The following is a 24,220-nucleotide window of genomic DNA, read 5'->3' as shown; positions in this document are numbered from 1 at the left end:
CCTATAATTAAGATAGTAATTGCAACACGATATTCCTAGCTGACTATTCCGGATCGAGAGAGATATAAGCTGTACAAATCTATTACCTCATGGGGGATTGCTATGAAACCGACTTTAGAAATACAGGAGATTGTTTCTGCTTTAGGAATAGATCCATTCCGTTTTTTGGACTGGCAGGAGAAAGAAATAGGGCTGAAGGATCAGCCAACTACACCAATCGAAGAGCACAAAGATACACTCTCAGCCTATGGATTAATGGCATAGGAAGCAGTCCTATACATAAAATAGTCAGCTAAACCCGGGTGTCTTGCAGAGACGTTCGGGTTCTTTAATTTGGACTCGATAATGGTTAAGAAAGAGCTGTTATAAAGGGGTGAAAAGAAGGGCATTTTAACCTTTAGGGTGTAATATTTTCCGCAGAAGGTGGTTAATCTAACCAAAAGGTGACAAACTTGTTACACATGCGCCTAATCACTTGCATCTAGTGTCCAATCAAGCTAACATAGAATTAAAATAGCAGGACGTGTGCCTTGCACCGAGTTATCAGAAGGAGGTTTCACCATGTTATTCGCGGAAGAAGCAGCAGCAACAACAAGCACTTACACAAGCTTTGATATTTACGTATTGATTTTCACAGTGATCCTTGCCATTGCAGTCATCAGACAATTGATGTCCCCAAAAAGAAATTTGTTTGCCCTAGGATTCGCGGTAGTTTCCTTGCTCGTATTCGGCCTTATGGATTATGTCATGATCACAGGCTGGTAATTCAGAGCTAACCCATGCTTCACAAGATAAAAGCCCACAGGACCAAGATCGTAAGATCATCGGCGCCTGCGGGCTTTTTTATTGCTAGGGATGGCTAAGCGGCTAACCGCTTATACCCACCACATTTCTCCAAGCGGTTCTTTGATAAGAACTTGCTGAAGGTTTTGCACAGCTTTCGAGAAGCCTTCTTCAACGGACATCAGTCCGTCTTCGTGCTCAATGCTCACGACATAGTCGTATCCAACAAGGCGCAATGCGCTGATGATGTCAGCCCACACTTTCATGTCATGACCGTAGCCAACGGAGCGGAACTGCCATGCGCGATCTAGCATGTTTGCATAGGACTGCATGTCTGTAACGCCATAACGGTTTACATTGTTAACATCCGTGGATGTATCTTTCGCGTGGAAATGGTGAATTGCGCCTGCGCGGCCGAGAATTTGGACGGCTTGTACAGGGTCAATTCCTTGCCACCACATGTGACTCGGGTCGAGGTTGGCACCAATCGCATCACCTGCTGCTTCACGTAGACGAAGAAGGGTAGCTGGTGTATGTACGGAGAATCCGCCGTGCAGTTCCAAGCCGATTTTGATATTACGGTCAGAGGCATATTTACCTGTTTCCGTCCAGTAAGGAATGACTTTATTTCCCCACTGCCAGTCAAGAATCTCTTGGAAATCGTTCGGCCATGGAGCTACTGGCCAGTTCGGATATTTGGCATCCTCATGGTCGCCAGGGCAGCCTGAGAACGTGTTAACGACAGGGACTTCAAGACGCTCAGCAAGATCAATCGTTTGTATAATAGCATCATGGAATTCTTTCGCAATTTGTTTTTGCGGGTGCAACGGGTTTCCGTGAACGCTCAATGCACTAATCGTCAAACCGCGGGATTCTACCGCATGTTTAAAAGCTTTTAATTTCCCAGCATCAGCAAGCAGCTCGATTGGGTTGCAGTGGGCATTACCAGGGTAGCCCCCAGTACCAATCTCGACAGCTTCTAAGCCTTTAGAAGCAACATAATCAAGAGCTTCCTCCAAAGGTTTTCCACCGAACAGAACCATAAAAACGCCTAACTTCATTAGGTACACCTCCATAAATGGTAAACAGCCACACAAATTATACCACTATCATCCTGTAAAATGAAGCAAGCCTTTATAGATCCGCAGGACCGTTTCATAGTTGGAGCTATAAATAATAACGGAGAACGTCACTAAGACTTGCGTCACGAAGCAGCGGAAATAGAAATAAGTTTTAGATACTTTCTTTTTATTTACCGTTGTAATCTTGAAAATGTTCTCGATCGCAAGAATGACCCCGTGATAGAGACCATAGAAGAAATATAGCCATGTAAAACCATGCCACAAGCCCATCAAGACCATGATTAAAATGGACAAGCCCGAGGCAACCCAGCGCGAAGGCACTGTACGCGAGAAGAACATGAAGATATGATCACGGAAAAAGTCGCCTAGTGTCGCATGCCAGTTGCGCCAAAATTGTGTCATGGAGGGAGAGAGCAGTGGCCGTTTGAAGTTTTCTGGCATCGTATAGCCCATCAAACGCCCAAATCCAATCGCCATATCCGAGTAGCCTGAGAAATCGAAGTAGATGAGCGCATAGAACCAAACGAGTAGAAACAATGATTGATGCGTGTGCAAGTCTTGCTTCAGCACTTGATCGAAGACGCTAGTCATCCAAGTGACGATGACGATTTTTTTGAATAAGCCTAATATAATACGCTTGACACTATCTTCGAAGAGGGCGGCGTTTACGGTGTATGGCTTTTTGCTGTCGGCCATAAAATCGCGAAATTTCAAGATCGGTCCTGAAGTAAAGGTCGGGACAAACAACAGATAGTTCGCGTAATCGATGGCAGGCACTTGGCCGTCTTTTCCAAAGAAATAAGCAAAATAATAAGCATCGATCACTTTCAAGACATTATAGATGAGTCCTAGATATATGACGGTGTCGAACACCGGATTGTGGAAGACTCCCATGATGAAAAGCCGGACACCAAGGAAAACGCCGATAATATTAGCGGCAAGCGCAAATATGAAGGTAGCTTTACGCCAAAAGGTCGTGCGGCATAGGTACACGAATCCGGCGTAATTAATCACTGTAAAAGCAGCGTAGAAAATAAGCAGTTTATGACTGTACAGCAGTAAAAAGCAAAGACTGAAAACATAGCTTTAGAACTCCTCGCTTGGAAAGCCCGATTAGAATTTCTCGTAGATAAATAGTCCCTTGCCAGTAAAATAAATGAAAACCAGATACAGCATCACGAGATAGATGAGGACTTCGGCTATTTTCCTAAGGATTTTAACCATGTGTCCACCTCCTTCGTAAATAGCGGAGCGCCTTCTTCGCGGTTTAAGTGTACAAGATCATGAAAATACTTGGGATCATACGTATGCATCAAGTCCAGTACAGGTACCCCAGCAGTCTTCAATTGGCCGTTTACAGCTTCCTTCAAGGAGGCAACATAAGGCGGATCGGCATAGCCTTTGTTCCAAGGCATCCAGATGACTCGCAAACGAAGCTGATGCTCCTTAGCATAGCGAATGACCCATTGCATGGCGTCCAGATTTTTTTGGAAATCTTTCAAAGTCATTGCACCAAAGCGTTTGTCGTAATCGGTCCATTTTGATTGAAGGGCGGTATTGTCTTGACGGCCGGGATACAACTCTTTATCTATCCAACGCGGCTCGTAGGCTAGGCTTCCTTTACTTAAATTACGGACGAATTCTTCACCGGAATCACGAAAATAATCTCGATACGTGTACACATAAGGCTGGTACCATGGTTTGAACCATTGGTAGGTCGGATCTGTTTCGAGTGGATCGAGCATCGTATGAACATCAATGCCAATCACGAGTTCATCGCGAACCTGGTACAAATTGTGCGAGAGAATCCCCTGGAGATCGGTGATCTTACCATAAGAGAGCCCCATCTCCACCAAATGGGCATCGGACTTATCTTCTATGTAAGCACCGGTTACAGCCGAATTACCGAAGAAAACCGGACCCGATTGGGACTATAGAAGCGATAAAAAGACTAACAGGCTCCTTATAGAGCCTTTTCCTGCCAAGCATGGTACTGCTCGCGGAAAGTGGCCGGCCATTGCTGCTCATCCAATCCGTATTGCGCCAAGAAAGCGAATGCCCAGCGCTCAATACCGAAGCCAACACAGCCCGTAACCGCGTTGCGTTTGCCCATTTTAATATTAAACGCGTTACCGAAAGTATTGCTATGGAAATTGACAGATGAGCAGGCAATTGATTTCTTCACATGCGGAATCGTCAGACGCAGCTCGTATTTCATTTCTTGATTGCGTTGGAAAGAAGCTTTCACTTGGAAATCATTCGTGAAGAAAGGATCATTCGCAATTTCCATCATGGAATCAACGTTCCATTCCACTGCTAATTCTTTGAGATATTCGATCGATTTCAAGCGATTTTCTTTGACGAAGTCAGGTTTGCCGACGAAAATAATTTCACGCATAGAGAAGTCGAGCAAGCGACCGAAATCGCTGTGGTTTTTGGACTCGAAGCGGTGGCATTTGGCAATCGCAGTTACTACGATTCCTTCACCCTCAAGTGTTTCATTCTCTAGCCCCTCATAACAATGGTAGCAAGTGGAAGGATTCATCATGAAGTTAGGCTTCACCATATTAGGATCAAGCTCTAACGGATCATCTTGCTTCCAGCCACCGGCATCACGAATGGATTGCGAGAATGATTCAATAACGTCTAGATCCTCACGTAGATGCGTAACGAAATGAATATGTTCCGGGAATGACGTGAAATGGTTCGTTTTGTTCAAAGTGTGGCTATGAATAACCGCTGGATATTGCTCTTCCTGCATGCCCTCAAAGCGCTTCGCGATTTTCGTAACAAATGAGTAATCCAGGAAGCGCATTAAACTGGAGAAAGGCTCGCGGAAAATAAACAGGCCGGGCTCCAATATCTTAATGGCTTTGCGCTCCACTAATTCAGCGATAATGTCGCCTTCGTAAGGAGTGTCTACTTTATTTTCGAATAAAATATTTTCTTTAAATCCGAAATCGCCATGGGAGAAACGTTCAATCAAACGTTCAACCCGCTCAGTAATGCCCTCGTTGCCATTCGGTGAGTTATGCGTGATGACGATGTGGCCATCAACAAGAGCGATATCTTGAATATGCTCATCAGCAAAAGCGGAAGCATATTTGACTTGTCCGTGCTGGCTTTCGGCTAAGCCTTCTAGAGAAATTTTACATGTCAACATGAGTCGGTTACCTCGCAGTCTTCTTGGAAATAAAATCGGCAATTTCGCTTACCGTGTTCATGGAGTACAGCATGAGATCTTGATTCGTCACTTGGATGTTATAAGTCTTCTCAATGTGGGCGATCAGCGCTGTAGCACCGATGGAATCGATAAACCCATAATCGAACAAATGAACATCAACGTCAAAATCGTCATCGTCCTCGGCAATTTCATAACGCTCGCGAATATACTGTTCAAGCTGCGCTAGTAAGTCTTCATTAGACATGATGGAAAGCCTCCTGGTTAATTGAAATTTAATGCTGTTTTAAAAATAAAGAAAGTATTTCAGCGCATTATTACTGTGCTTTGCTAGTGAACGACAGCGTAGTTACATCTCCATATCGGGTAATGGTGTAGAGATGGTTCGCTGCGTCATACTCAATTTTGGCATCGCCTRTGAATTCAAGTTCAGTGGGACTGAATAACTTCACCTGCTGCAAGCCAGCAGCTTTGAGCTCTAAATTGCGGGTAGTTCCTTGCTCTGTCAGGGAAAAAGGCACATTAGCACGCACAATATGCAGTCGTTCTCTGGTCGGCGCAATGCCGATGACGGACGGTTCTGCCAGTCCTACATAGAAACGGTTGTCTATCGTTGTATAGGCATCAGAATCGCTTTGCAGGGAGTATAAGGCTAGTTTCTCGCCTTTCTCAACGACAACCCCTAGCGTTCCAGCGTACTCTTCAGCCAAGCTAGGCACTGCCTTCGCATTCGGTGTCAAGGTCGCATGGAAGTGCGGGCTGCCGCCTGCTAAACGATCCTTGAGCTTGTCCCATAAATAAAAGGCCCAGGATTGGCTGATCCGAACTTCGCTTTTCATCGCGGTTAAGAAGGACTTGGCCATTTGTTTCTCGGTCATGAAATTATAATCATGCTTCGTGCGAAGCTTGTCAAAATAGTCGGCGAACTGCGTCAAATCAGCGATCTTGGACGGTTCGGGGAAATGGTACTCGATGTGCTCGAAATAATCAATCGGCATATCCAACTTCACCATGGATTCGAACACATCCGTCGTGGCATAGTCACCTGTTCGCAGCACTGGTGTCRGTGTATGTATCAACATCGTACGGTCCGTGCTGCCTTGGTGATCTTGCAGCAGGAATGGCAGCGACCATATGGACTCAGGCCGGGAAATAACGGGTGACTCCGAAGGCAGGAAACCGAAGTTATACCACATTCCGCCCTGTTCTTCGCTTCGCAGTGTTTGCTGATGATCTTCGTTATTCACGCGCCATGTGTGCTGATTCGTGCCGGGATGCAGCCAAGGAATGCCTAACTTGGCGAAAGCTTGCTTATGAAGGGCAAGCTCAGCTTGTTCCTGTTCAGCGCTTTTGAAATTGTGTACAAATATGTGCGGATCCAAGTCTAGATGATTATCACGAGCATATTGGATGAATTCCTTAAGCTCGGCTTGATAAGGAAACTGCGGATCATCAATCGCAACAGGGGATCCGAATTCGACGCCACCGACGATGAGATCATCTTTGCCGTCGTGATTGAGATCCAGCCACAGCGGTACCGAGTTATGTCCGGCAACCAAAGCGCGATTGCCAACTTGGTTTAAGGTTGTGCCTTCCAGGGGACCCGTATTCGTCCAAGCGCCGGCGGCGCTTTGTAGATATACTTGCAGGTCCCCGTCGCTACTGCCGACCACGAGATCGAGTCGGCCATCGCCGTTCATGTCGCGTGCGGCCGGCGCAGCGTACGCGGCGTTGTTAGGCAGCGTGATAATTACGCTGCCTGCCTCTAGATCAAGGGCCGCTGCGCTCCGGCCCTTGTAGAGCCACACTCGTCCATCGGCTGCGCCTAGGACGAGGTCGAGCTTGCCGTCGCCGTCGATATCGGCGACGTACGGCGCTGCAGGCCCTCCGGGCAGCTGCAGCGCTTTCCCGCCCGCGCGAACGGCCGCGGGCTTCGCGAACCTGCCGCTAGCGAGCTGCGGCAGCACATACACGGCCCCGGACTCGTCAGATGCGACGAGGTCCGGGCGGCCGTCCCCGTTCACGTCTGCTGCGTGAACGGCACTGTAAGGGCTGAGCTGGAGCGGCACGCCGGACTCCAGCATCAGCTTCGAAGGCGCGCCGAAGGTGTCCGGCTGCGCCAAGCCCTCAGGCGGCGGCTCGCTTGCGTACGCCGCCGGATCAGGCCCTAGATTCGTGTAGACGTACACGAATCCATCAGAGCTGCCGGCCAGCACGTCAGTGCGGCCGTCGCCGTTCAGATCCGCGGCGGCCGGGTACGCGCGGTAGGGCAGTTCAATCGCGCTCGACAGGTCGCGATATTGCGGGAACAGCGCCTGCCGCAGCGGCTTGCCGGCAGACATCACGTGCAGGCCGCTCGCGTAGCCCGAGCTCGGCAGCTCGCCGATGAACGCAGGCTGCGCGTTCGTTCCGGTGTTGAGCTGCACGGTCAAGCTCTCGCGCCACTGCCCCCAGTAGAAGGCATTGCGCACGAGGGTGAACGAGGGAATCTCGTTATACTTTTTGAGCTCCTCGGACCAAGCGATACCGTCTTTGTGCTGGATGGCAGGCATCGCTTCAAAGTGATTCTGAAAAGCCATGGCGGGTCTGCCATAAGGACCGAGCACCTTGCGAATACTGTAGCCTAATGTTTCTTTGGCTACATAGGATAGCAGCTCACTGCGATACTGCATATTTGCCGCAGCGAAATCAAAGTTGAAATAAGGATCAATCGGTAAAGCTCTTTTATTGAAGTAAGTCGTCCCCGGCGTTGTTTTGCCCGTGGCTTGATATTTGGCTGCGAGTTGAGCGAAGCCTAGATTCAGATCAGCACCGCTTTGCATGTCGTAACCAGTCGGAAAGTAGCGGTTAGGCAAAAAGTTGCTAGAAATCAGCACGGTGCCCTTCCCTACTTGGTTCTGCATAGCCACTGAAACGGACTTGCCGGACATATTCATCGCGACAATAGTCTGTCCTGATGACGGTACGAAGCCATACCCCATATGAAAACCTGGAAGGTCTTCCATTGCGTGATGCTTGAGCGTAGAGGAGCTTGGTTTCCTCTATTTTTGGCAAAAATAGAAGTAGGCCCACTACTAATAGGAAACCGAGGGCTAGTCCGATAACAATTTTTAAAATGCGTATTTTCGACAAAACCAAAAGGATCCCTCAATTACTAAAAAGGTCACTATCCTTGACATTATAGCATTCATGGGTAAGTTTGTTAACTTTTAAAGGGTTAATGGGCATGCAGGTAACGTTTGGGAATTCGCATAGGCTGTCGGATATTGACTGGGTTTGGAAATGCTTGTGCCCTAGATTCCTACCTATCGTTTCTGTTACACTAAAGAGAAGACTTTGAGGGTTACCCGAGGATCTATTATTGAAAGGATTTGCTGCCATGCGTACGATACGCAGAGAAGATATAGAATTATTGGCCCCCGCGGGGGATTGGGATTGTTTGAGAGCGGCTGTTGCTAATGGGGCGGATGCCGTGTTTTTTGGTGTGGAGAAATTTAATGCTAGAGCGCGCGCGCATAATTTCACGATGGCTGAGCTGCCGGATATTATGTCTTTCCTTCATCTATATGGCGTTAAGGGTTTCCTAACCTTTAATATTCTAGTATTTGAGGAAGAGCTGAGCGAGGCTAAGCAATTGATTGAAGCTTGTGTCGATGCAGGTGTCGATGCGGTTATTGTGCAAGATCTTGGTCTTGTGAAAATGATTCGTGAAATCTCCCCGGATTTCCCGATTCACGGTTCCACACAGATGACGATTACATCGCCTGAGGCAGTTGAATTTACGAAACCTTTTGATATTGAACGGGTCGTTTTGGGACGCGAAAACAATTTGAAACAAATTAAACAAATCGGAGATCAAGCGAAGCTTCCTATGGAAGTGTTCGTGCATGGCGCGCTTTGTGTGTCCTACTCTGGACAGTGTCTGACTTCTGAAATGTGGGGCGGCCGTTCGGCTAACCGCGGGGAGTGCGCGCAAGCATGCCGTTTGCCGTATGATTTGATGATCGATGGTGTGCAAAAGCCGATGGGTGACGTGGCGTATTTGCTGTCGCCGAAAGATTTGGCGGCCATTGAAATTGTGCCTGAGTTGATCGAAGCAGGTGTGTGCTCCTTCAAAATTGAAGGGCGTTTGAAAACCCCTGAATACGTGGCTAACGTCGTAAGTAAGTACCGCAAGGCGATTGACCGTTATTTTGATGGCGAGGATGCTCGTCCGTCGAAAGAGGAAGTTCGCGAGCTGCAACAAAGCTTCTCGCGTGGCTTTACGGTTGGTTTCTTGAACGGAACCAACAATAAACAGCTCGTCGACGGAACATTTCCGAAGAGCCGTGGGGTGTTCGTGGGCCGCGTGAAACAGATTTTGCGCGACGGTGTGGTTTGTGAGCTTGAAGCGCCGATCAAGCGCGGGGATGGGATTGTTTTCGACGCCGGAGATCCGACGAAGAAGGAAGAAGGCGGCCGTATCTACGATTTGCGCCGCAAAGGCGAGAAAATCGAAGGCGAAGCCGAGGGCGGCATTATCGAGATCATTGCGGGACGCAATGATGTGGACCTGAGCCGCTTGCATGTTGGGGATCGGATCTGGAAGACGAACGATCCGCATCTGGACAAACGTCTGCGTCAGACGTTCGAGACCGATAAGCCTTACCGGACATTCCCGGTTAGCATCAAGATTACCGGCGCTGCGGGCGAGCCGCTCAAAAGCTGGTGGACCGATGTGCAAGGCGGCCATACCGTCTTCGTACAGTCCGAACTTCCGCTTGTTTCTGCGGAGAAAAGACCAATGGATGAGCAGCTGTTCGCTGATCAGTTTGGCCGTCTAGGCGGTACGATCTATGCGCTTAGCGATCTTGACGTCCAGTTGAACGGCGAGCTCATCGTACCGATGCGCGAGCTTAACGCAATGCGCCGCAGCGCAGTAGAGCTCATGGAAGACGAGCGTCAGAAGCCGCGTGCGTATATGAAACGCGAGATTGGCGTCTATGACGATGTGCCGCAGCCTGTTGCTGAGCGTCAAACCGCTGGGCAAGCGCCTGCGCTGTCGTTGGCGGATCGCAGCGCGGTGCACCTTACTGCACTCTGCCGTAACTTGGATCAAGTGAAGGCCGTCCTCGAAAAAGACGACGTTCAAATGATTTATGCTGATTTTGAATTTATTAAGCAGTTCCCTGCTGCTGTTGAAGCGGTGCATGCTGCCGGGCGCAAAATTGCCTTGGCTACGCCGAGAATTCATATGCCTGGGGAAACGGGCTATTTTAACAATATCTTAAAGCTGAACCCTGATGCTGTGCTAATTCGGAATACAGGTGCTGCTTACTTCTTCTTGAAGCATCAGCTGGAGCATCCGAATGGACCTAAGCCTCAACTAATCGGCGATTTTTCCTTAAATATAGCCAACCACAAAACAGCTTCCTTATTCTTAGAAGCAGGTCTGTCGAAAGTTACGCCGTCTTACGATCTAAACATTCAGCAGATGGTCGATCTGCTTGGCCGCGCTGAAACTTCCAAGCTGGAAGTTGTCATCCATCAGCACATGCCGATGTTCCATACGGAGCACTGCGTGTACTGTACGTTCTTGAGCGAAGGCACAGACTTCACGAACTGTGGTCGTCCTTGTGAAGATCACCATGTGTCCTTGCAGGATCGGGTAGGTATGTCACACCCCGTGCGTGTCGATGAAGGCTGCCGTAACACGGTTTATAATGCTGTGGATCAATCGGGTGCTGAATATTTGAACCACTTCATGGATTTGGGCATCCGCTCCTTCCGCGTAGAGTTCCTTGAAGAGACGCCGGATAAGGTGCACGAGATTCTGAGCTTGTACCGCCGTGCGATTAATGGTGAAATCAGTGGGACGCAAGTGTGGCGTTCTCTGAAAGCTACCAATCAGTTGGGCGTAACTCGCGGACAATTGGTGAAGTAGAGATTGGATATCGTTATTGAAAAAACCGCAGACGCCTTGTCGTCTGTGGTTTTTTTCGTTTCGCAGATGGTGTGGTTGCGCGGAGGGAGGAACTACAGGCCGCTATTTTGCGGAAAATAGCGCATTAGTCCGGTTAGGGGGAACTATGATCCTCTATTTCCTTGCTGTGTGCTCAAATCTCGCCTGCTTGCAAGATATAAGACCCTGTAGTTCCCCCTAACCTCGCGAAATCCCGCATATCCCGAAAATAGCGGACTATAGTTCCAAACGCAGCCCTCTTCAACCATTCCCCACACTCCACGCAAACTTCTGACACATGAGGCTTATTGTGTTCACAATTTGGACACAATTTTTTAATGTATTTTTCAGATTTGCTTAAGGTTGGTTTATTGTTCCACGGGTATAGTGATGATGGTTACTATGAACGAAAGAATGAATGGGGGATCTTGGATGCTTGAGGTCAAACAAGTCAGCAAGCTGTACGAAAACGATCGCGGCGTACATAACATCGACTTCTCGATGCAGCGCGGCGAAATCGTCGGCTTTTTAGGGCCCAATGGTGCTGGCAAAACAACGACAATGCGCATGATCACGGGTTACTTGAATCCGACGCACGGCCAAATCCTGGTGGATGGCCACTCCATGGCGGACAACCCGAAGAAAGCACGCCGCAAAATCGGCTATTTGCCGGAAACGCCACCGCTTTATCCGGAAATGACGGTGCAGTCGTACCTGCGCTTTATCGCGAATCTTCGCGATGTGCCGGCACGGGAGCAGAAGCTGCGAGTCGGCGAAGCCATCGACAAGCTCGGTCTGCAAGGTCGCGAGAAGCAGATTATCCGCTCTCTGTCCAAAGGCTACAAACAGCGCTTGGGCCTTGCACAAGCGATTCTGCACCAACCGGATCTGCTTATTCTGGACGAGCCTACGTCAGGCCTTGATCCGAAGCAGATCATCGAAATCCGCCAGCTGATTCATGAGCTGGGCGAGAACCACACGGTGCTGCTGAGCACGCACATTTTGCCAGAAATTAACGCGATATGTAACCGCGTTCTCATTATTAACCAAGGCCGCGTCGTGCTCGACGAGCGTCCTGAGCATCTCGGCCGCACGATGGGCGAGACGTTCGAAGTGTCGCTCGAGGTCAAGGGACCTCGCGAGCGGATCTTGACCGAGCTGCGCAGCCTGGATACGGTTGCTGACGTTAAGGAGCTCGATGTTCCAGCTCCTCCTGTAGCTTCGTCCGCAGTGCCTGCAGCTGAAGAAACTCCTGCTGCCGCCGTCAAGGAAGCGGAGTCCGTGAAGCTGCTCGTCACCTCTGCGGATCGCTCGGATATCCGTGAGGATCTGTTCTTCCGCCTAGCAGGTGCAGGATACCCGATTCTCGAGATGAAGCGGGAAAGCCTCAGCCTGGAGGATATCTTCCTCAAGTTGACAACGGACGAGCCTGCCGAAGCGGACAGCAAATCGGAAGAGGAGGAAGACAACGATGCGTAAAATCTGGGCGATCTGCTCGAAAGAGCTGCAAATGTATTTCTTTTCGCCAGTTGCGTATGTAGCCTTCGCTTTCTACGTGCTGCTGTCTAGTTTCTTCTTCTATATCAATTTTGTAAGCGGCCAGCCGCCGATCATTGATGCGCGTTCCGTGGTAGGCAATACCTCGTTTATCTATCTGTTTATTATCCCATTATTGACGATGCGTCTGATCGCGGATGAATTCCGCCAAGGCACGGATGAGCTGTTGCTTACATCGCCTGCCGGCATCGGTGAAATTGTGATGGGCAAATATTTGTCCACTTTGATCGTACAGGTAGGACTTGTGGCTATTTCCTTGATTTATCCGCTCATCATGTCTGCTTTCGGCGAAATGGATAAGCCTGTGTTATGGCTGTCCTATCTAAGCATGTTCCTGCTAGGCTGCGCGATGATGGCTATCGGCTTGTTCGCATCAAGCCTTTCTAACAACCAGATGGTTGCTGGTATTACTGGTTTTGTGATTTTGCTGCTGCTGTGGCTGCTTGATTGGGTGAGCTCCAGCATGACAGGCAAACTGAAAGATTATGTCGGTCAATTCTCATTGACGAGCCATTTGTCGAATTTGCAAAAAGGCGTTCTACATGGCGGAGACATCCTCTTTTATGTCACATTAACAGCAGTTTTTCTCGTTCTTAGCATACAAGTCCTTGAAAGAAAGCGTTGGAGGTGAGTGGGATGAACAAGTGGATACGAGGAACGAATGCGACAGTTTTATCCATCGCGGTGATCGGTATTTTCATCATTCTGACCATTTTCCTTCACTCGCTGAAAGGCTTTCAGGTCGATTTGACGAAAAACAAGAATTTTACGCTATCGGAGCAAACGGTCAACACGCTTAAAAGTTTAAATCAAGATATCCATATTACTGCTTTTACAAATAGTGGTGACAACAATGAATTCGTGACGCGCCAGGTTACGGATATGATTCAAGAGTATAAGAAGCAAAGCGGCAAAATTACGTACGACGAATACGATATGCTGAAACAGCCGTCTATGGCTAAGCAGTATGGCGTGGATCAAGGCGGCACGCTCGTTTTTGAAATGGGCACCAAGAAGCAGAATGTGAATTTCTACGAGTTGTTCGTGGGTCAGCAGGACGGATCTTACACGTTTTCAGGGGAAGAGAAGTTCACGCAAGCCATTACGAGCTTAACATCTACGGAGAAACACACGGTGTACATGCTTTCTGGTCATCAAGAGTATCCGCTGAATGCAATGACAATTTTGAAAAGCAGTCTGGAAGCCGCAAATTACACGGTGAAGGATCTTAATCTTTACGTTGAGGGTAAAATACCCGACGATGCGCAGATGCTGATGCTGCTAGGTCCGCAGAACGATTTGAACGACAAAGAAGCTGAACTGATTAAGGCTTATTTGAAGGATAAAGGTAAAATCTACATGGCGCTGGGCTTTGATAAAGATATGGCGACCAAGTGGAAAAATATCGATGCCATCATGAAAACGTATGGTATCCAGGATCAACACGCGATTGCGATTGAACCCAAACAAACATCGCTTTACGACCCTTTAACGATCATTCCGGATTACGGTTCTCACGACATTACCAATAAGCTTTCCAGCAATAATCTTGTTACGATGCTGTCGCTGGCGGTTAGTTTGAATGCAGATGAAAGTGCGCCGGATTACACGCAATCCCTGCTTTTGAAGACGACTGACAAAGCTTACGGTGAAACCGACATTAACCTCCTGGCACAGTCCAAAACCAAACAGGATGCGACGGATGTCAAAGGCCCTCTGAATTTGGGTTATGCGATTTCGAACAAAGATAACAAGCCTAAGGCTGTTATTCTGGGTGGTTCGACGTTCGTGCTGGATCAGGATATTCAGAACCAAGGAAACAAAGATTTTGCGATGAACAGTATTGGCTGGCTGCAGGAACAGAAGGATCAAATTACGATTCGTCCGCGTCAAGGAGATGCGTTCCAGCAAGCGATGATTACGCCTAGCCAGGCAAATACGATTTTCTTAATCACGATCGTGTTCTTACCGCTCTTGTTCTTAGTCATCGGCGGCTTGATCTGGTGGAGGAGGAGAAGAGGATGAAACGGTTTATTCCTACGATTCTGTTAGTGGTTATTTGTATCGGCGGTTTCTGGTACGCTTCGAGCAAAGACTTCTTTCAAGAGAAAAAAGAAGAACCGAAAACCCTTCTCACCTTAAAACAAGAAGACGTCCAGTCGCTTGCGGTGAAAACCGAAGAGCAGCAGATTGATCTGAACCGCACGGACAGTGGCTGGGAGATGAAAACGCCGGCTGCGGCGCCAATGAATACGAATCAGGTAGATTCGTGGTTAGATGCTATCGGCTTAGTTACCTCTACCAAKGTTGTGGAAGAGCAAGCGAGCAATTTAGCCAATTACGGCTTGGATAAGCCTGTTGGCACGTATGAAGTCACGATGAAAGATGGCTCCAAGAAGGGGCTTCTGGTCGGAACTGCTCTTCCGATTGAAGGGTTCTCCTACGTTCAGGTGGAAGGTTCTCCGGCTGTGTACCRAGTCAGTGATCAATCGTTGTCTTCGCTGAACAAGGCTCCGGTCGACTTTGCCGACACAAGCCCATTCAAGATCGAGAATGACAAGGTTCAATCGGTGAAGGTCACGTGGAAGGGTCAGACCTGGACACTTGCCAAAACGGACAAGGACAAAGTTGCCGCTGAAGCGAACTGGAAGCTTGGCGATAAGGAGCTGAAGGGCGCGGATGCGAGTCCTTTGCTGGATGAGCTGGTCTTCCTGCACAGCACGGAGCTGCCGCAGCCGCTCGCTCAGAAGCCGACGGCAGGCGGCGAGTTCAAAGTCGAGCTTGGTTTGTCCGTAGACGGCAAAGACGTTACCGAGGTTTATGAAGGTAAGGTGAGTCAAGATCAAGTCTGGCTAGCTAAGCAAGGTGGGACTTGGTCCTACCAGCTTGCGGCGGCAGACATACAGAAACTGGCAGATGCGTATGCCGACAAGCCGGCGCAGCCTGCGTCATAGGAGGAAGCCCCTGACAGCCATGTGCTGTGCCGGGGCTTTTTTTCATTGGAGGTAATCCAACGAAGAGGTTGTTTTGATGGTTGAATGTTTAAGTTCATTGGAGTAATTCCAATGGCATAGACGAATTTGGCCCCTAAAACGTCAAATTTAATGCGGTTTATTGGAATTCATCCAATGAAAAGTAGAATATATGCCTTTTAAAGGTATTTTCATTGGAATTCATCCAATGGGATATCCATTTTTCGAGTGAATGCTCCTCGCTCATAGAACTTCATCAGAAGAAGGGCCCCACACCCGGCGGCGGCTCGGTGTTACAAAAAAGGTTTTTTTACCAAATGACATAAATCGGCAAATTTTGGGAAACCTACAAAGAAGGAATGGAAAGGAGGGTAACATTCACATGTACAACAATCAAGGGAACCAAACCATTACCGGCAAGGAGCTCTCGTACCTTTCGGATACGCTGAAGAACGAGGATTTGTTAGCAAAGCTTTGTGTACACGCTTCTGTTGGCAGCCAAAGTCCATCATTGAAGCAAACCATGTCCCAGCTATCGCAGGAACGGCTCCAAAGCGTCAGCATCCTCATCAACACGCTGCAGCAGCAATCAGGCTTGACCCACTAACACATACATAGAGGAGGTGCAAGAAGCATGTATCAACAAAATCCCTATCAACAACAACAGCAGCAGCAACAGCAACAGGTACGCTTGCAAGAGCAGGACCTTGCTAATTTGGTTCTATCCGAGCTGAAACGGAGTGCAGGGGAGTACACAACAGCGGTAACTGAGGCTGTTAATCCCCAAATTAAACAGACATTTCAAACCTTGCTGTCTAAGACACTTCAATGTCATGCGACTTTATTTCAAGAAATCCAGAAGCTAGGTTATTATGAGGTTCAACCGGCTGACCAGCAGGAAATCCAACAGGAGTTGCAGAAGCAAAGCCAGACCGCAGCGCAGCTGCAGTCCTTCGTGCAGCAAAATATAAGCCATGCACCGTCGACGAGCTACCAACAACAGGAGCCGATGGCGACTTCGCAACAGCAGCAGCAGTACTCCCAAAATCAGCACCAGCAAACACAACAGCAGCAGCACAATCCAATCTCGAGCTTACATCAACATCAAGCGCCAATCCAACCTATGATAAATACGTCTCAATATCCGAATGCCGTTCACAACAATCAAGCGCAAGGTTACGGCCAAACGAGCAATGGCTACTCCCAGAACTATGCGGCATCATCCGCTTACGGGGCATCAGACAATGCTGGTATGACGGGCAATTCGGCTAATTCAAGCATCGCTTCCCGCCAATCCTCTAATGATACAGGTGAGAACTCCTACATGAACAAACAGCATGAGGGAAGCAAATATAGTTTTTAACCTACTACTACTCATCTCAAAAGACAGAAGACGTCCACAGCGCTTAGCTTAGGGCGTCTTCGTTTTTTCTGCATCGAAATTATTTTTATTAAATTTGTCCCACTTTTCTCATAATCCTGGTATGGAACCAGCTTGTCACACATATATAAGGAACAAGGATGTCCAAACTTATGGGAAAAGGGAGTAGAGCTGATGAAAAAAACATGGATTTACGGCGCAGCGACTTTAATGTTACTTGGAGCAGTTACAACTGCATGCGGTTCTAAAGAGGAAGTCATTAGTTCAACTGGTGCAGGCCCCAAGGTAGCGACAACAGTAGCAGGCAGCAGCGTAAAAACGGTAGCTTCAGGCGCTAAACCAGCCATTGACGCACAAGTTTCTAAAGTGGATGGCAGAAATGTAACAATTACGTACGAGACAACGAATTTCCAATTATCAGCCGACAGTATGGATAAAGCGAATGTGCAAGGGCAAGGACATCTGCATCTGTACGTTGATGGCAAGCAAAAGGCAATGATCGGTAAAACGGGTCCGTTAACGCTGAATAATTTAGCTACTGGTAAACACGAGATCCGCCTTGAGCTTCAGCAAAATGACCACAAAGACCTCAATGTTGAGAAAATTCTTAATATTGAAGTGAAATAAGTAAGAACATTTGTGCGTATTCGGGCGGAAAACAAGCTCGGGTGAAGATCGGAACATGCTGCAAGCATATTCTTTGAAAAGACGGGCAAATAGCCCGTCTTTTGTCATTTGACACACCCGAATGGGTAGCATAGACTGTTGATAGTATGGCAGTATTGCCGCCTAATCGGAGGGAAACAATTGATCGTCGATATACGGAAGTGGAAACATGTTTTTAAGCTGGACCCGGATCGCGACATATCCGATGAGACGCTTGATCTCATTTGTCAGTCGGGAACGGATGCAATTATGGTTGGAGGTTCAACGGGCGTAACATTTGATAATACCGTAGACCTCATGGCCCGGATTCGTCAGTATGAATTGCCGTGTGTACTTGAAATTTCTAGCCAAGAGGCTATCGTCCCTGGGTTCGATCTCTTTTTCATTCCCGTTGTGCTCAATGCGGAAGATCCGAATTGGATCGTCGGGCAGCATCATGAAGCGTTGAAGGAATATGGTTCCCTGCTGAATTGGGATGAAATTGTAGCGGAAGGCTACGTGATTCTCAACAGCGAGGCTGCGGCGGCGAAGCTGACGAAAGCTCGTGCGAACTTGGATGCCAAAGATGTTGCGGCTTACGCGCGCATGGCGGACAAGTTATTCAACATGCCAATTGTATATTTGGAATACAGCGGTGTGTTCGGCGATATGGAGCTGGTGCGGAGGACGCGGCAAGTTCTGGAGAATGCCCGTTTATTTTATGGAGGCGGCATCGATAGCTTGGCCAAAGCGCAGCAAGCGGCGGAAGTTGCAGATACCATTGTCGTTGGCAACATCATCTATAGTGATCTGGAGCAGGCGCTTCAGACGGTGAACGTGAATTTTGATAGAACAGGAAGGTAACCTAATGAACGAGACAGTCAATATCTTAGATGCGATTAAAAGATTGAATCCCCAGCAGCGAAAAGCGGTCGAAGCGGTTGACGGTCCACTTTTGATTATGGCTGGAGCGGGAAGTGGGAAGACGCGCGTGCTCACGCATCGGATTGCTTATCTGATCGGCACGCGCAGAGCGGCGCCATGGAGCATTCTAGCATTAACATTTACGAATAAGGCAGCGCGCGAGATGCAAGAGCGTGTTGGCAAGCTGGTCGGCGGGAGCGGGAACGATATTTGGGTTTCCACGTTTCACTCCATGTGTGTGCGTATGCTGCGCAGAGATATTACGCGAATTGGTTTTACCTCGAATTTTACGATTTTAGATTCAGGTGACCAACTCTCTGTGATTAAAACTTGCTGCAAGGAACTCAACATCGATACAAAGAAGTTTGAGCCCAAAACGTTTCAAGCGGCAATTTCTACTGCCAAAAACGAACTTATTTCTCCTAAACAATTTGAAGACAAAATCGGTGACTACTTCGACGGACTGACCTCAAAAATTTATACGCTCTACCAAAAAAAGCTGAGAAGCAACAACTCCCTGGATTTCGATGATCTGATTATGGCAACCATTCATTTGTTTAACGAAGTACCAGAAGTTCTGGATTACTACCAAAACAAATTTCAATATATTCACGTCGATGAGTATCAAGATACGAATAGGGCGCAGTATATGCTGTGTCAAATGATTGCAGCCAAACATAAGCGTATTTGTGTTGTAGGGGACAGCGATCAGTCCATCTACCGTTGGCGCGGCGCGGATATTACGAATATCCTCAATTTTGAAAAAGATTATCCAGACGCTACGTCCATTTTATTAGAGCAAAATTATCGCTCCACTTCGAATATTTTGACGGCAGCGAATAAAGTTATTGGCAATAATACGGGCCGTAAGCCCAAGAATCTGTGGACAGATAAAGAGGGCGGCGTAGGCATCAAGCTATTCCAAGCTGACACGGAGCATGAAGAAGGCTATTTCATTACAAGTGAAATTAACAAAAACAAATCCAAGGGTAAAAAGTTCGCGGATCATGCCATTCTCTACCGGACGAATGCGCAATCACGGGTGATAGAGGAGATTCTCATTAAGTCCGACATTTCGTATACGATTGTTGGCGGCGTGAAGTTCTACGATCGTAAAGAGATCAAAGATATTTTGGCTTACCTGCGACTGATTTCCAATCCGAACGATGATATTAGCTTGAATCGAGTCGTCAACGTTCCGAAGAGGGGCATCGGCGGCACCACGATGGACAAAGTTGCGGAGATGGCGGGACGCCGCGGTATTTCGTTATTTGCCATGCTGGAGGAAATCGATGTTCTGGAGATTAATTCCAAAGCGAAGCATGCGTTGGCTGATTTCCGTGAGATGATCGATAATCTGAACCGGATGGTTGAATACTTATCCGTGACGGAACTTACCGAGAAAGTGCTCGAACTATCCCAGTACCGTTTGGAGATGCAGCGAGAGAATACGATTGAATCCAAAGCTCGTCTCGAAAATATTGAAGAGTTCCTGTCCGTGACCATGGACTTTGAGAAACGCAACGAGGACAAGTCCCTCATCTCGTTCCTGACCGATTTGGCGCTTATCGCCGATATCGATACTTTGGATAAAGACCAACCAGAGGAAGAACAAGACGCTGTCGTATTAATGACGATGCACAGCGCCAAAGGTCTGGAATTCCCGGTTGTTTTCATCATCGGGATGGAAGAAGGCGTCTTCCCGCACAGCCGGGCTTTTGCGGACAACGAAGAGCTCGAAGAGGAGCGCCGTTTGGCCTATGTCGGCATCACGCGCGCCGAGGAAGAGCTGTTCCTCACGTGCGCGCGCATGCGCACGCTCTTTGGCCGCACCGCCGCTAACGCGCCATCGCGATTCCTCCAGGAGATTCCGCCGGAACTCCTGGAGAAAGTCTCGATGGGAGGCTCCATCGGCGGAGGCTTCTCCCGAGCTGGCCGCACCAGCTCGTGGGGCAGCAGCGGAGGCGGCAGCGCTGCCGCCTCCCAGACGAGCCGCGGTTCCACGGGCTCGTCTACCTGGGGCACGCCRTCCTCATTCGGACGGCCAAGTGCCGGCGCAGCTGCGCCAAGCCCTGCGGCGGCTGCGAAGCCGCCTGCATTCCGGGCTCCGCAGCCGGTTGCAGGCGGCGCGGTGCCGGACTACAAAGCCAGCGACAAAGTGTCGCATGGCAAGTGGGGCGTCGGCACCGTTGTGTCCGTGAAAGGCTCGGGTGATGACACCGAGCTGCAAATTGCTTTTCCGGCGCCTAATGGTTTGAAGCGCCTGTTGGCGAAATTCGCCCCTATCACCAAAATATAAGGGTTGGATAGAAGATCAGCCTTGGATTACCTATTTCCCATTAGAGAGGAAGAGCCCGTAATGACAGATGCCATCGCGGCAATGAAAACCCTCATCCAAGAAATAAACAAACACAATCATAATTACTACACGCTCGATCAGCCGACGATTTCGGATACCGAGTGGGACGCTTTATATGATAGATTAGCATTGCTGGAGAAGGAGACAGGAACCATCCTGCCTTCTTCCCCGACCCAGCGTGTAGGCGCCGCCATCCTGAAAGGTTTTGACCCGCACCGTCATCTAGCCCGTCTATGGAGCTTGGACAAAGCGCAAAATGCCGAGGATCTGCAAACCTGGCATACACGCGTACTTAAACTGATTGCCGACTATAACGGCAAGAATCCGGAAACCCCTCTGCCTGACCCTACCTATGTAGTGGAATTAAAGTTTGATGGGCTTACGCTCAACCTTACTTATGAAGCAGGACAGCTTAAACAAGCCTCCACACGTGGGAATGGTACCGTAGGAGAAGGGATTTTAGCGCAGATCAAGACGATTAAATCTATCCCGCTCGAAATCCCGTATGATCAGGGGACGATTGAGGTGCAGGGTGAAGGMATGATGTTCCTGTCTGTCCTTGAAGCGTACAATCAGACTGCCGCAGAGCCGCTCAAAAACGCTCGAAATGCAGCCGCCGGAGCGCTCCGCAACTTGAATCCTAAAGTAACCGCAGAACGTAAGCTGAACGCTTTTTTCTATAATGTAGGTTATTCGGACAATATCCAATTTGCAAACCATGCGGATATGGTTCAGTTTCTAAGGGATAATCACTTCAAAATCAGCAACCGTACACGTTATTTCAATACAATTGAAGAAGTAAGCGCAGAGCTGGAACGGATCGCAGAAGAGCGTTCAGGTTTTGATTTCCTCATCGACGGTAGCGTCGTGAAGCTTACGGACATGCGCACACGGGAAGTGTTGGGGTATACGGAGAAGTTCCCTCGTTGGGCTATCGCGTACAAGTTCGAGGCGGAAGAAGCAACAACGATCCTCCAAAGCGTATCCTGGGAAGTAGGCCGCACCGGCAAAATTACGCCGTTAGCTCGCGTAGAAGCCGTAGATCTCGCTGGCGTTACCGTACAGAACTGTACGTTGAACAATGTTGGCGACATCGAACGCAAGAACCTCAAGCACGCCTTGGGCAGCCTCGTCTACATTCGTCGCTCCAATGACGTCATTCCCGAAATTCTCGGCAAAGTGACCGAGGAGAATGACGGCGAGGAAATCGTCGCTCCGACGCATTGTCCTTCCTGCGGCAGTGAGCTTGAGATGCGTGGCGCGCATCTATTCTGCTTGAATCGGCTTGGCTGTAGTCCGCAGCTCGTTGGACGTATGTCGCATTTTGCTTCGCGCGATGCTATGGACATAGAGTTCTTCAGCGAGATGACGGCTTCGCAGTTGCACCAAGAGCTTGGCGTCAATGATCCTGCGGATCTCTACACGCTGCAGTTCGATGATCTCGTGAAGCTTGACCGCTTCGGAGAGAAGAAGGTCAACAACCTGCTGAGCGCTCTCGAGAAAAGTAAATCCCGAGACCTGGCGTCGTTCCTATATGCGTTAGGCATCCCCAACTCCGGCAAAACGACAACGAAAGTACTGGCGGATTATTACCGCAGCCTGCCCAAAATCATGGCGGCAACACCTGAGGAGCTCATCGCCCTCCCGGATGTGGGCGGCATTGTCGCTGAGAGCATTTACTCGTTCTTTCGTGACCCTGTGATGGTATCCAGTATTGAGCGCATGTTGGCCGCTGGCGTCAATCCTATTGCGGAAGAGCCTGCGGTTGTGTTGGCAAGCCCGGATAGCCCGTTCTTTGGCAAAACGGTTGTTCTCACTGGTACGCTTTCTACCATGGGGCGTGACGAGTGCGCCAAGAAGCTTGAAGCGCTTGGTGCCAAAATCACCGGCAGCGTTTCTAAGAAAACGGACATCGTTATTGCAGGGGAGAGCGCCGGAAGCAAGTTGACCAAAGCACAGGAGCTTGGCATTCGGATTATTGAGGATGAACAGGAACTTTTGCAGCTGTTGGGTGAAGGTTAATTTTAAATTTTTGAAAAGAGGGTTGCGCCATGCTAAGTAAGCTGCATATTGTGAACGGAGACGCTTTTGGAGATAAACTGCGTAAGTCGAGCATAGATGGCGAAATACTGGTGTGGCGCGAGTCTTTATATGAAGGACCTATTGGCATGCAGATGTCGGACAGCGTCCTTTTATCAGGCAGGGCCTCCTATATGTTTGGAAAACATGGGATCCCAGAAGATATGTTTACGTCCAACACGCTTCATCAAGAAGAGCAATTGGCAATGCTGTCAAGAGAGGCTCGCGAAATTGTCCTGTGGTTTGATCAGGATCTATTTGACCAATTGATGCTCTGCTATTTGCTAACGCGACTATCTGCACTGCATATTGGGCCAGATCGATTATCGCTTATCCAGTATGATCAAACTATCGAACATCAAATTACTCAACTCTACAGCGAGGTGTCGCCAGTAACAGAGGGGCAGTTTAATATTGCCGCTAAGGTATGGAGTGCTTATTCGAACTCTGAGCCGTTGTCTTTGGCAGCTTTAATGGAGGAGGACTTGTCAGAGCTTTCTTTTCTTAAAAGGGCACTAGAGGCTAATTTAGATCGTTATCCATCTATGCAAAATGGTTTGAGCAGCCTGGAGCAGCTCACTCTTGAGGAAATTGATCGTAGTGAGGGTTCGCTTTACTCGCTATTTCAACATGTAAGCGAGAAAGCCAGCGACTATGGCTTAGGAGATTTGCAGTTCTGGGGTTTATTAGAGAAGCTCCAGTTATGTGCTCATCCATTAATCTCCCTTACTGGTGGAGACAGATTCCCGAAATACGGTGAGTCCTTACYCGATCACTTCGAGAATTGGCGAGTAAGATTAACCAATACGGGTAAACTAGTTCTCACGGGTAAAGAAGACCACATCGCGTTGAATGGCATTGACGATTGGATTGGTGGTGTCCATTTGAATGGGAAACAGCATATCTGGCGCCTAGACACAGTAGAATCAAGGGTTTCGAAGCTGTAAGATAATGGATGTAAAAAGATGCTTGCAATTGGTTTTGAAACCTGATAATATATGTTCTTGTCACCGCAAGAGCGACACATTAACGCTTTAAACGGTAACGCAATAAAGCTCTTTGAAAACTGAACAAATAGATGAAGTAAATCAGCAAAATCAGTCGCGTAAGCGACTGAATGAGATTGCAAAATCTCGCTAGCAAGTCAATGAGTACAATTAAGCTTTTCTATTATGGAGAGTTTGATCCTGGCTCAGGACGAACGCTGGCGGCGTGCCTAATACATGCAAGTCGAGCGGAGCACTTCGGTGCTTAGCGGCGGACGGGTGAGTAACACGTAGGTAACCTGCCTATAAGACTGGGATAACTATCGGAAA

At 48.5% G+C, this 24,220-nt stretch carries 20 protein-coding genes and 1 rRNA gene; 15 read left to right on the top strand and 6 right to left on the bottom strand.

Features of this window, described 5'->3' with window-relative positions:
• The first annotated feature begins 102 nt into the window (after positions 1-102).
• Complete coding sequence (locus AC1DUA_RS01440) at positions 103-264, top strand: hypothetical protein (RefSeq protein WP_477498025.1); 162 nt, start codon at positions 103-105, stop codon at positions 262-264.
• A 297-nt stretch (positions 265-561) separates the two neighbouring features.
• Positions 562-765: a DUF2759 family protein gene (locus tag AC1DUA_RS01435; RefSeq protein ID WP_477498024.1), complete on the top strand. Its 204-nt coding sequence runs from the start codon at positions 562-564 to the stop codon at positions 763-765.
• Positions 766-875: 110 nt separating this feature from the next.
• Here AC1DUA_RS01435 and AC1DUA_RS01430 read toward each other — a convergent pair whose 3' ends face one another.
• The 6 genes from AC1DUA_RS01430 to AC1DUA_RS01405 form a co-directional block, all read right to left on the bottom strand.
• A complete protein-coding gene (locus tag AC1DUA_RS01430) occupies positions 876-1,844 on the bottom strand; it encodes a sugar phosphate isomerase/epimerase family protein (protein WP_477498023.1) in 969 nt (322 codons plus the stop codon).
• 48 nt (positions 1,845-1,892) lie between these two features.
• On the bottom strand, positions 1,893-2,879 hold the full coding sequence (locus AC1DUA_RS01425) for an MBOAT family O-acyltransferase (protein WP_477498022.1): 987 nt from the start codon (positions 2,877-2,879) through the stop codon (positions 1,893-1,895).
• 185 nt (positions 2,880-3,064) lie between these two features.
• Complete coding sequence (locus AC1DUA_RS01420) at positions 3,065-3,712, bottom strand: hypothetical protein (protein WP_477498021.1); 648 nt, start codon at positions 3,710-3,712, stop codon at positions 3,065-3,067.
• Between the two features lie 116 nt (positions 3,713-3,828).
• The gene (locus AC1DUA_RS01415) at positions 3,829-5,028 is read right to left on the bottom strand and encodes a class-II aminoacyl-tRNA synthetase family protein (protein WP_477498020.1); all 1,200 of its coding nucleotides are present in this window, start codon (positions 5,026-5,028) and stop codon (positions 3,829-3,831) included.
• 7 nt (positions 5,029-5,035) lie between these two features.
• Positions 5,036-5,293 carry an acyl carrier protein gene (locus AC1DUA_RS01410; protein WP_477498019.1) on the bottom strand — a complete coding sequence of 86 codons (258 nt, stop codon included), beginning with the start codon at positions 5,291-5,293 and terminating at the stop codon, positions 5,036-5,038.
• A gap of 70 nt (positions 5,294-5,363) precedes the next feature.
• Positions 5,364-8,051, bottom strand: coding sequence for an FG-GAP repeat domain-containing protein (locus AC1DUA_RS01405; protein WP_477498018.1), 2,688 nt, complete (start codon positions 8,049-8,051; stop codon positions 5,364-5,366).
• 374 nt (positions 8,052-8,425) lie between these two features.
• Between AC1DUA_RS01405 and AC1DUA_RS01400 the strand changes: the two genes are divergently transcribed.
• The 13 genes from AC1DUA_RS01400 to AC1DUA_RS01340 all read left to right on the top strand — a co-directional run.
• Positions 8,426-10,969, top strand: coding sequence for a U32 family peptidase (locus tag AC1DUA_RS01400; protein ID WP_477498017.1), 2,544 nt, complete (start codon positions 8,426-8,428; stop codon positions 10,967-10,969).
• Between the two features lie 450 nt (positions 10,970-11,419).
• Positions 11,420-12,466 (top strand): ABC transporter ATP-binding protein, encoded by a 1,047-nt coding sequence (locus AC1DUA_RS01395; protein WP_477498037.1) that lies wholly within the window; start codon positions 11,420-11,422, stop codon positions 12,464-12,466.
• Positions 12,459-13,175, top strand: coding sequence for an ABC transporter permease subunit (locus tag AC1DUA_RS01390; RefSeq protein WP_477498016.1), 717 nt, complete (start codon positions 12,459-12,461; stop codon positions 13,173-13,175). Before AC1DUA_RS01395 ends, AC1DUA_RS01390 begins: the two co-directional genes overlap by 8 nt.
• Positions 13,176-13,180: 5 nt before the next feature.
• The gene (locus tag AC1DUA_RS01385) at positions 13,181-14,569 is read left to right on the top strand and encodes a GldG family protein (RefSeq protein WP_477498015.1); all 1,389 of its coding nucleotides are present in this window, start codon (positions 13,181-13,183) and stop codon (positions 14,567-14,569) included.
• A complete protein-coding gene (locus AC1DUA_RS01380) occupies positions 14,566-15,498 on the top strand; it encodes a DUF4340 domain-containing protein (protein ID WP_477498014.1) in 933 nt (310 codons plus the stop codon). Before AC1DUA_RS01385 ends, AC1DUA_RS01380 begins: the two co-directional genes overlap by 4 nt.
• A gap of 400 nt (positions 15,499-15,898) precedes the next feature.
• On the top strand, positions 15,899-16,123 hold the full coding sequence (locus tag AC1DUA_RS01375) for a hypothetical protein (protein WP_127453252.1): 225 nt from the start codon (positions 15,899-15,901) through the stop codon (positions 16,121-16,123).
• 27 nt (positions 16,124-16,150) lie between these two features.
• A complete protein-coding gene (locus AC1DUA_RS01370) occupies positions 16,151-16,879 on the top strand; it encodes a spore coat protein (protein WP_477498013.1) in 729 nt (242 codons plus the stop codon).
• 192 nt (positions 16,880-17,071) lie between these two features.
• Positions 17,072-17,524, top strand: a complete 453-nt coding sequence (locus tag AC1DUA_RS01365; RefSeq protein WP_477498012.1) for a hypothetical protein — start codon at positions 17,072-17,074, stop codon at positions 17,522-17,524.
• 180 nt (positions 17,525-17,704) lie between these two features.
• A complete protein-coding gene (gene pcrB / locus AC1DUA_RS01360; protein WP_477498011.1) occupies positions 17,705-18,406 on the top strand; it encodes a heptaprenylglyceryl phosphate synthase in 702 nt (233 codons plus the stop codon).
• A 4-nt stretch (positions 18,407-18,410) separates the two neighbouring features.
• Entirely contained in the window at positions 18,411-20,765 is a 2,355-nt protein-coding gene (gene pcrA, locus AC1DUA_RS01355; RefSeq protein WP_477498010.1) for a DNA helicase PcrA, read from the top strand.
• A gap of 60 nt (positions 20,766-20,825) precedes the next feature.
• Entirely contained in the window at positions 20,826-22,847 is a 2,022-nt protein-coding gene (ligA, locus tag AC1DUA_RS01350; RefSeq protein WP_477498009.1) for an NAD-dependent DNA ligase LigA, read from the top strand.
• 29 nt (positions 22,848-22,876) lie between these two features.
• The gene (locus tag AC1DUA_RS01345; protein WP_477498008.1) at positions 22,877-23,851 is read left to right on the top strand and encodes a DUF1835 domain-containing protein; all 975 of its coding nucleotides are present in this window, start codon (positions 22,877-22,879) and stop codon (positions 23,849-23,851) included.
• Positions 23,852-24,073: 222 nt separating this feature from the next.
• A 16S ribosomal RNA gene (locus tag AC1DUA_RS01340) occupies positions 24,074-24,220 on the top strand; the annotation flags it as partial.

The organism is Paenibacillus sp. 01T422, assembly GCF_056398785.1.
Note: the sequence above shows the minus strand (reverse complement) of the source record. Positions and strands in the feature narration are given on the sequence as shown.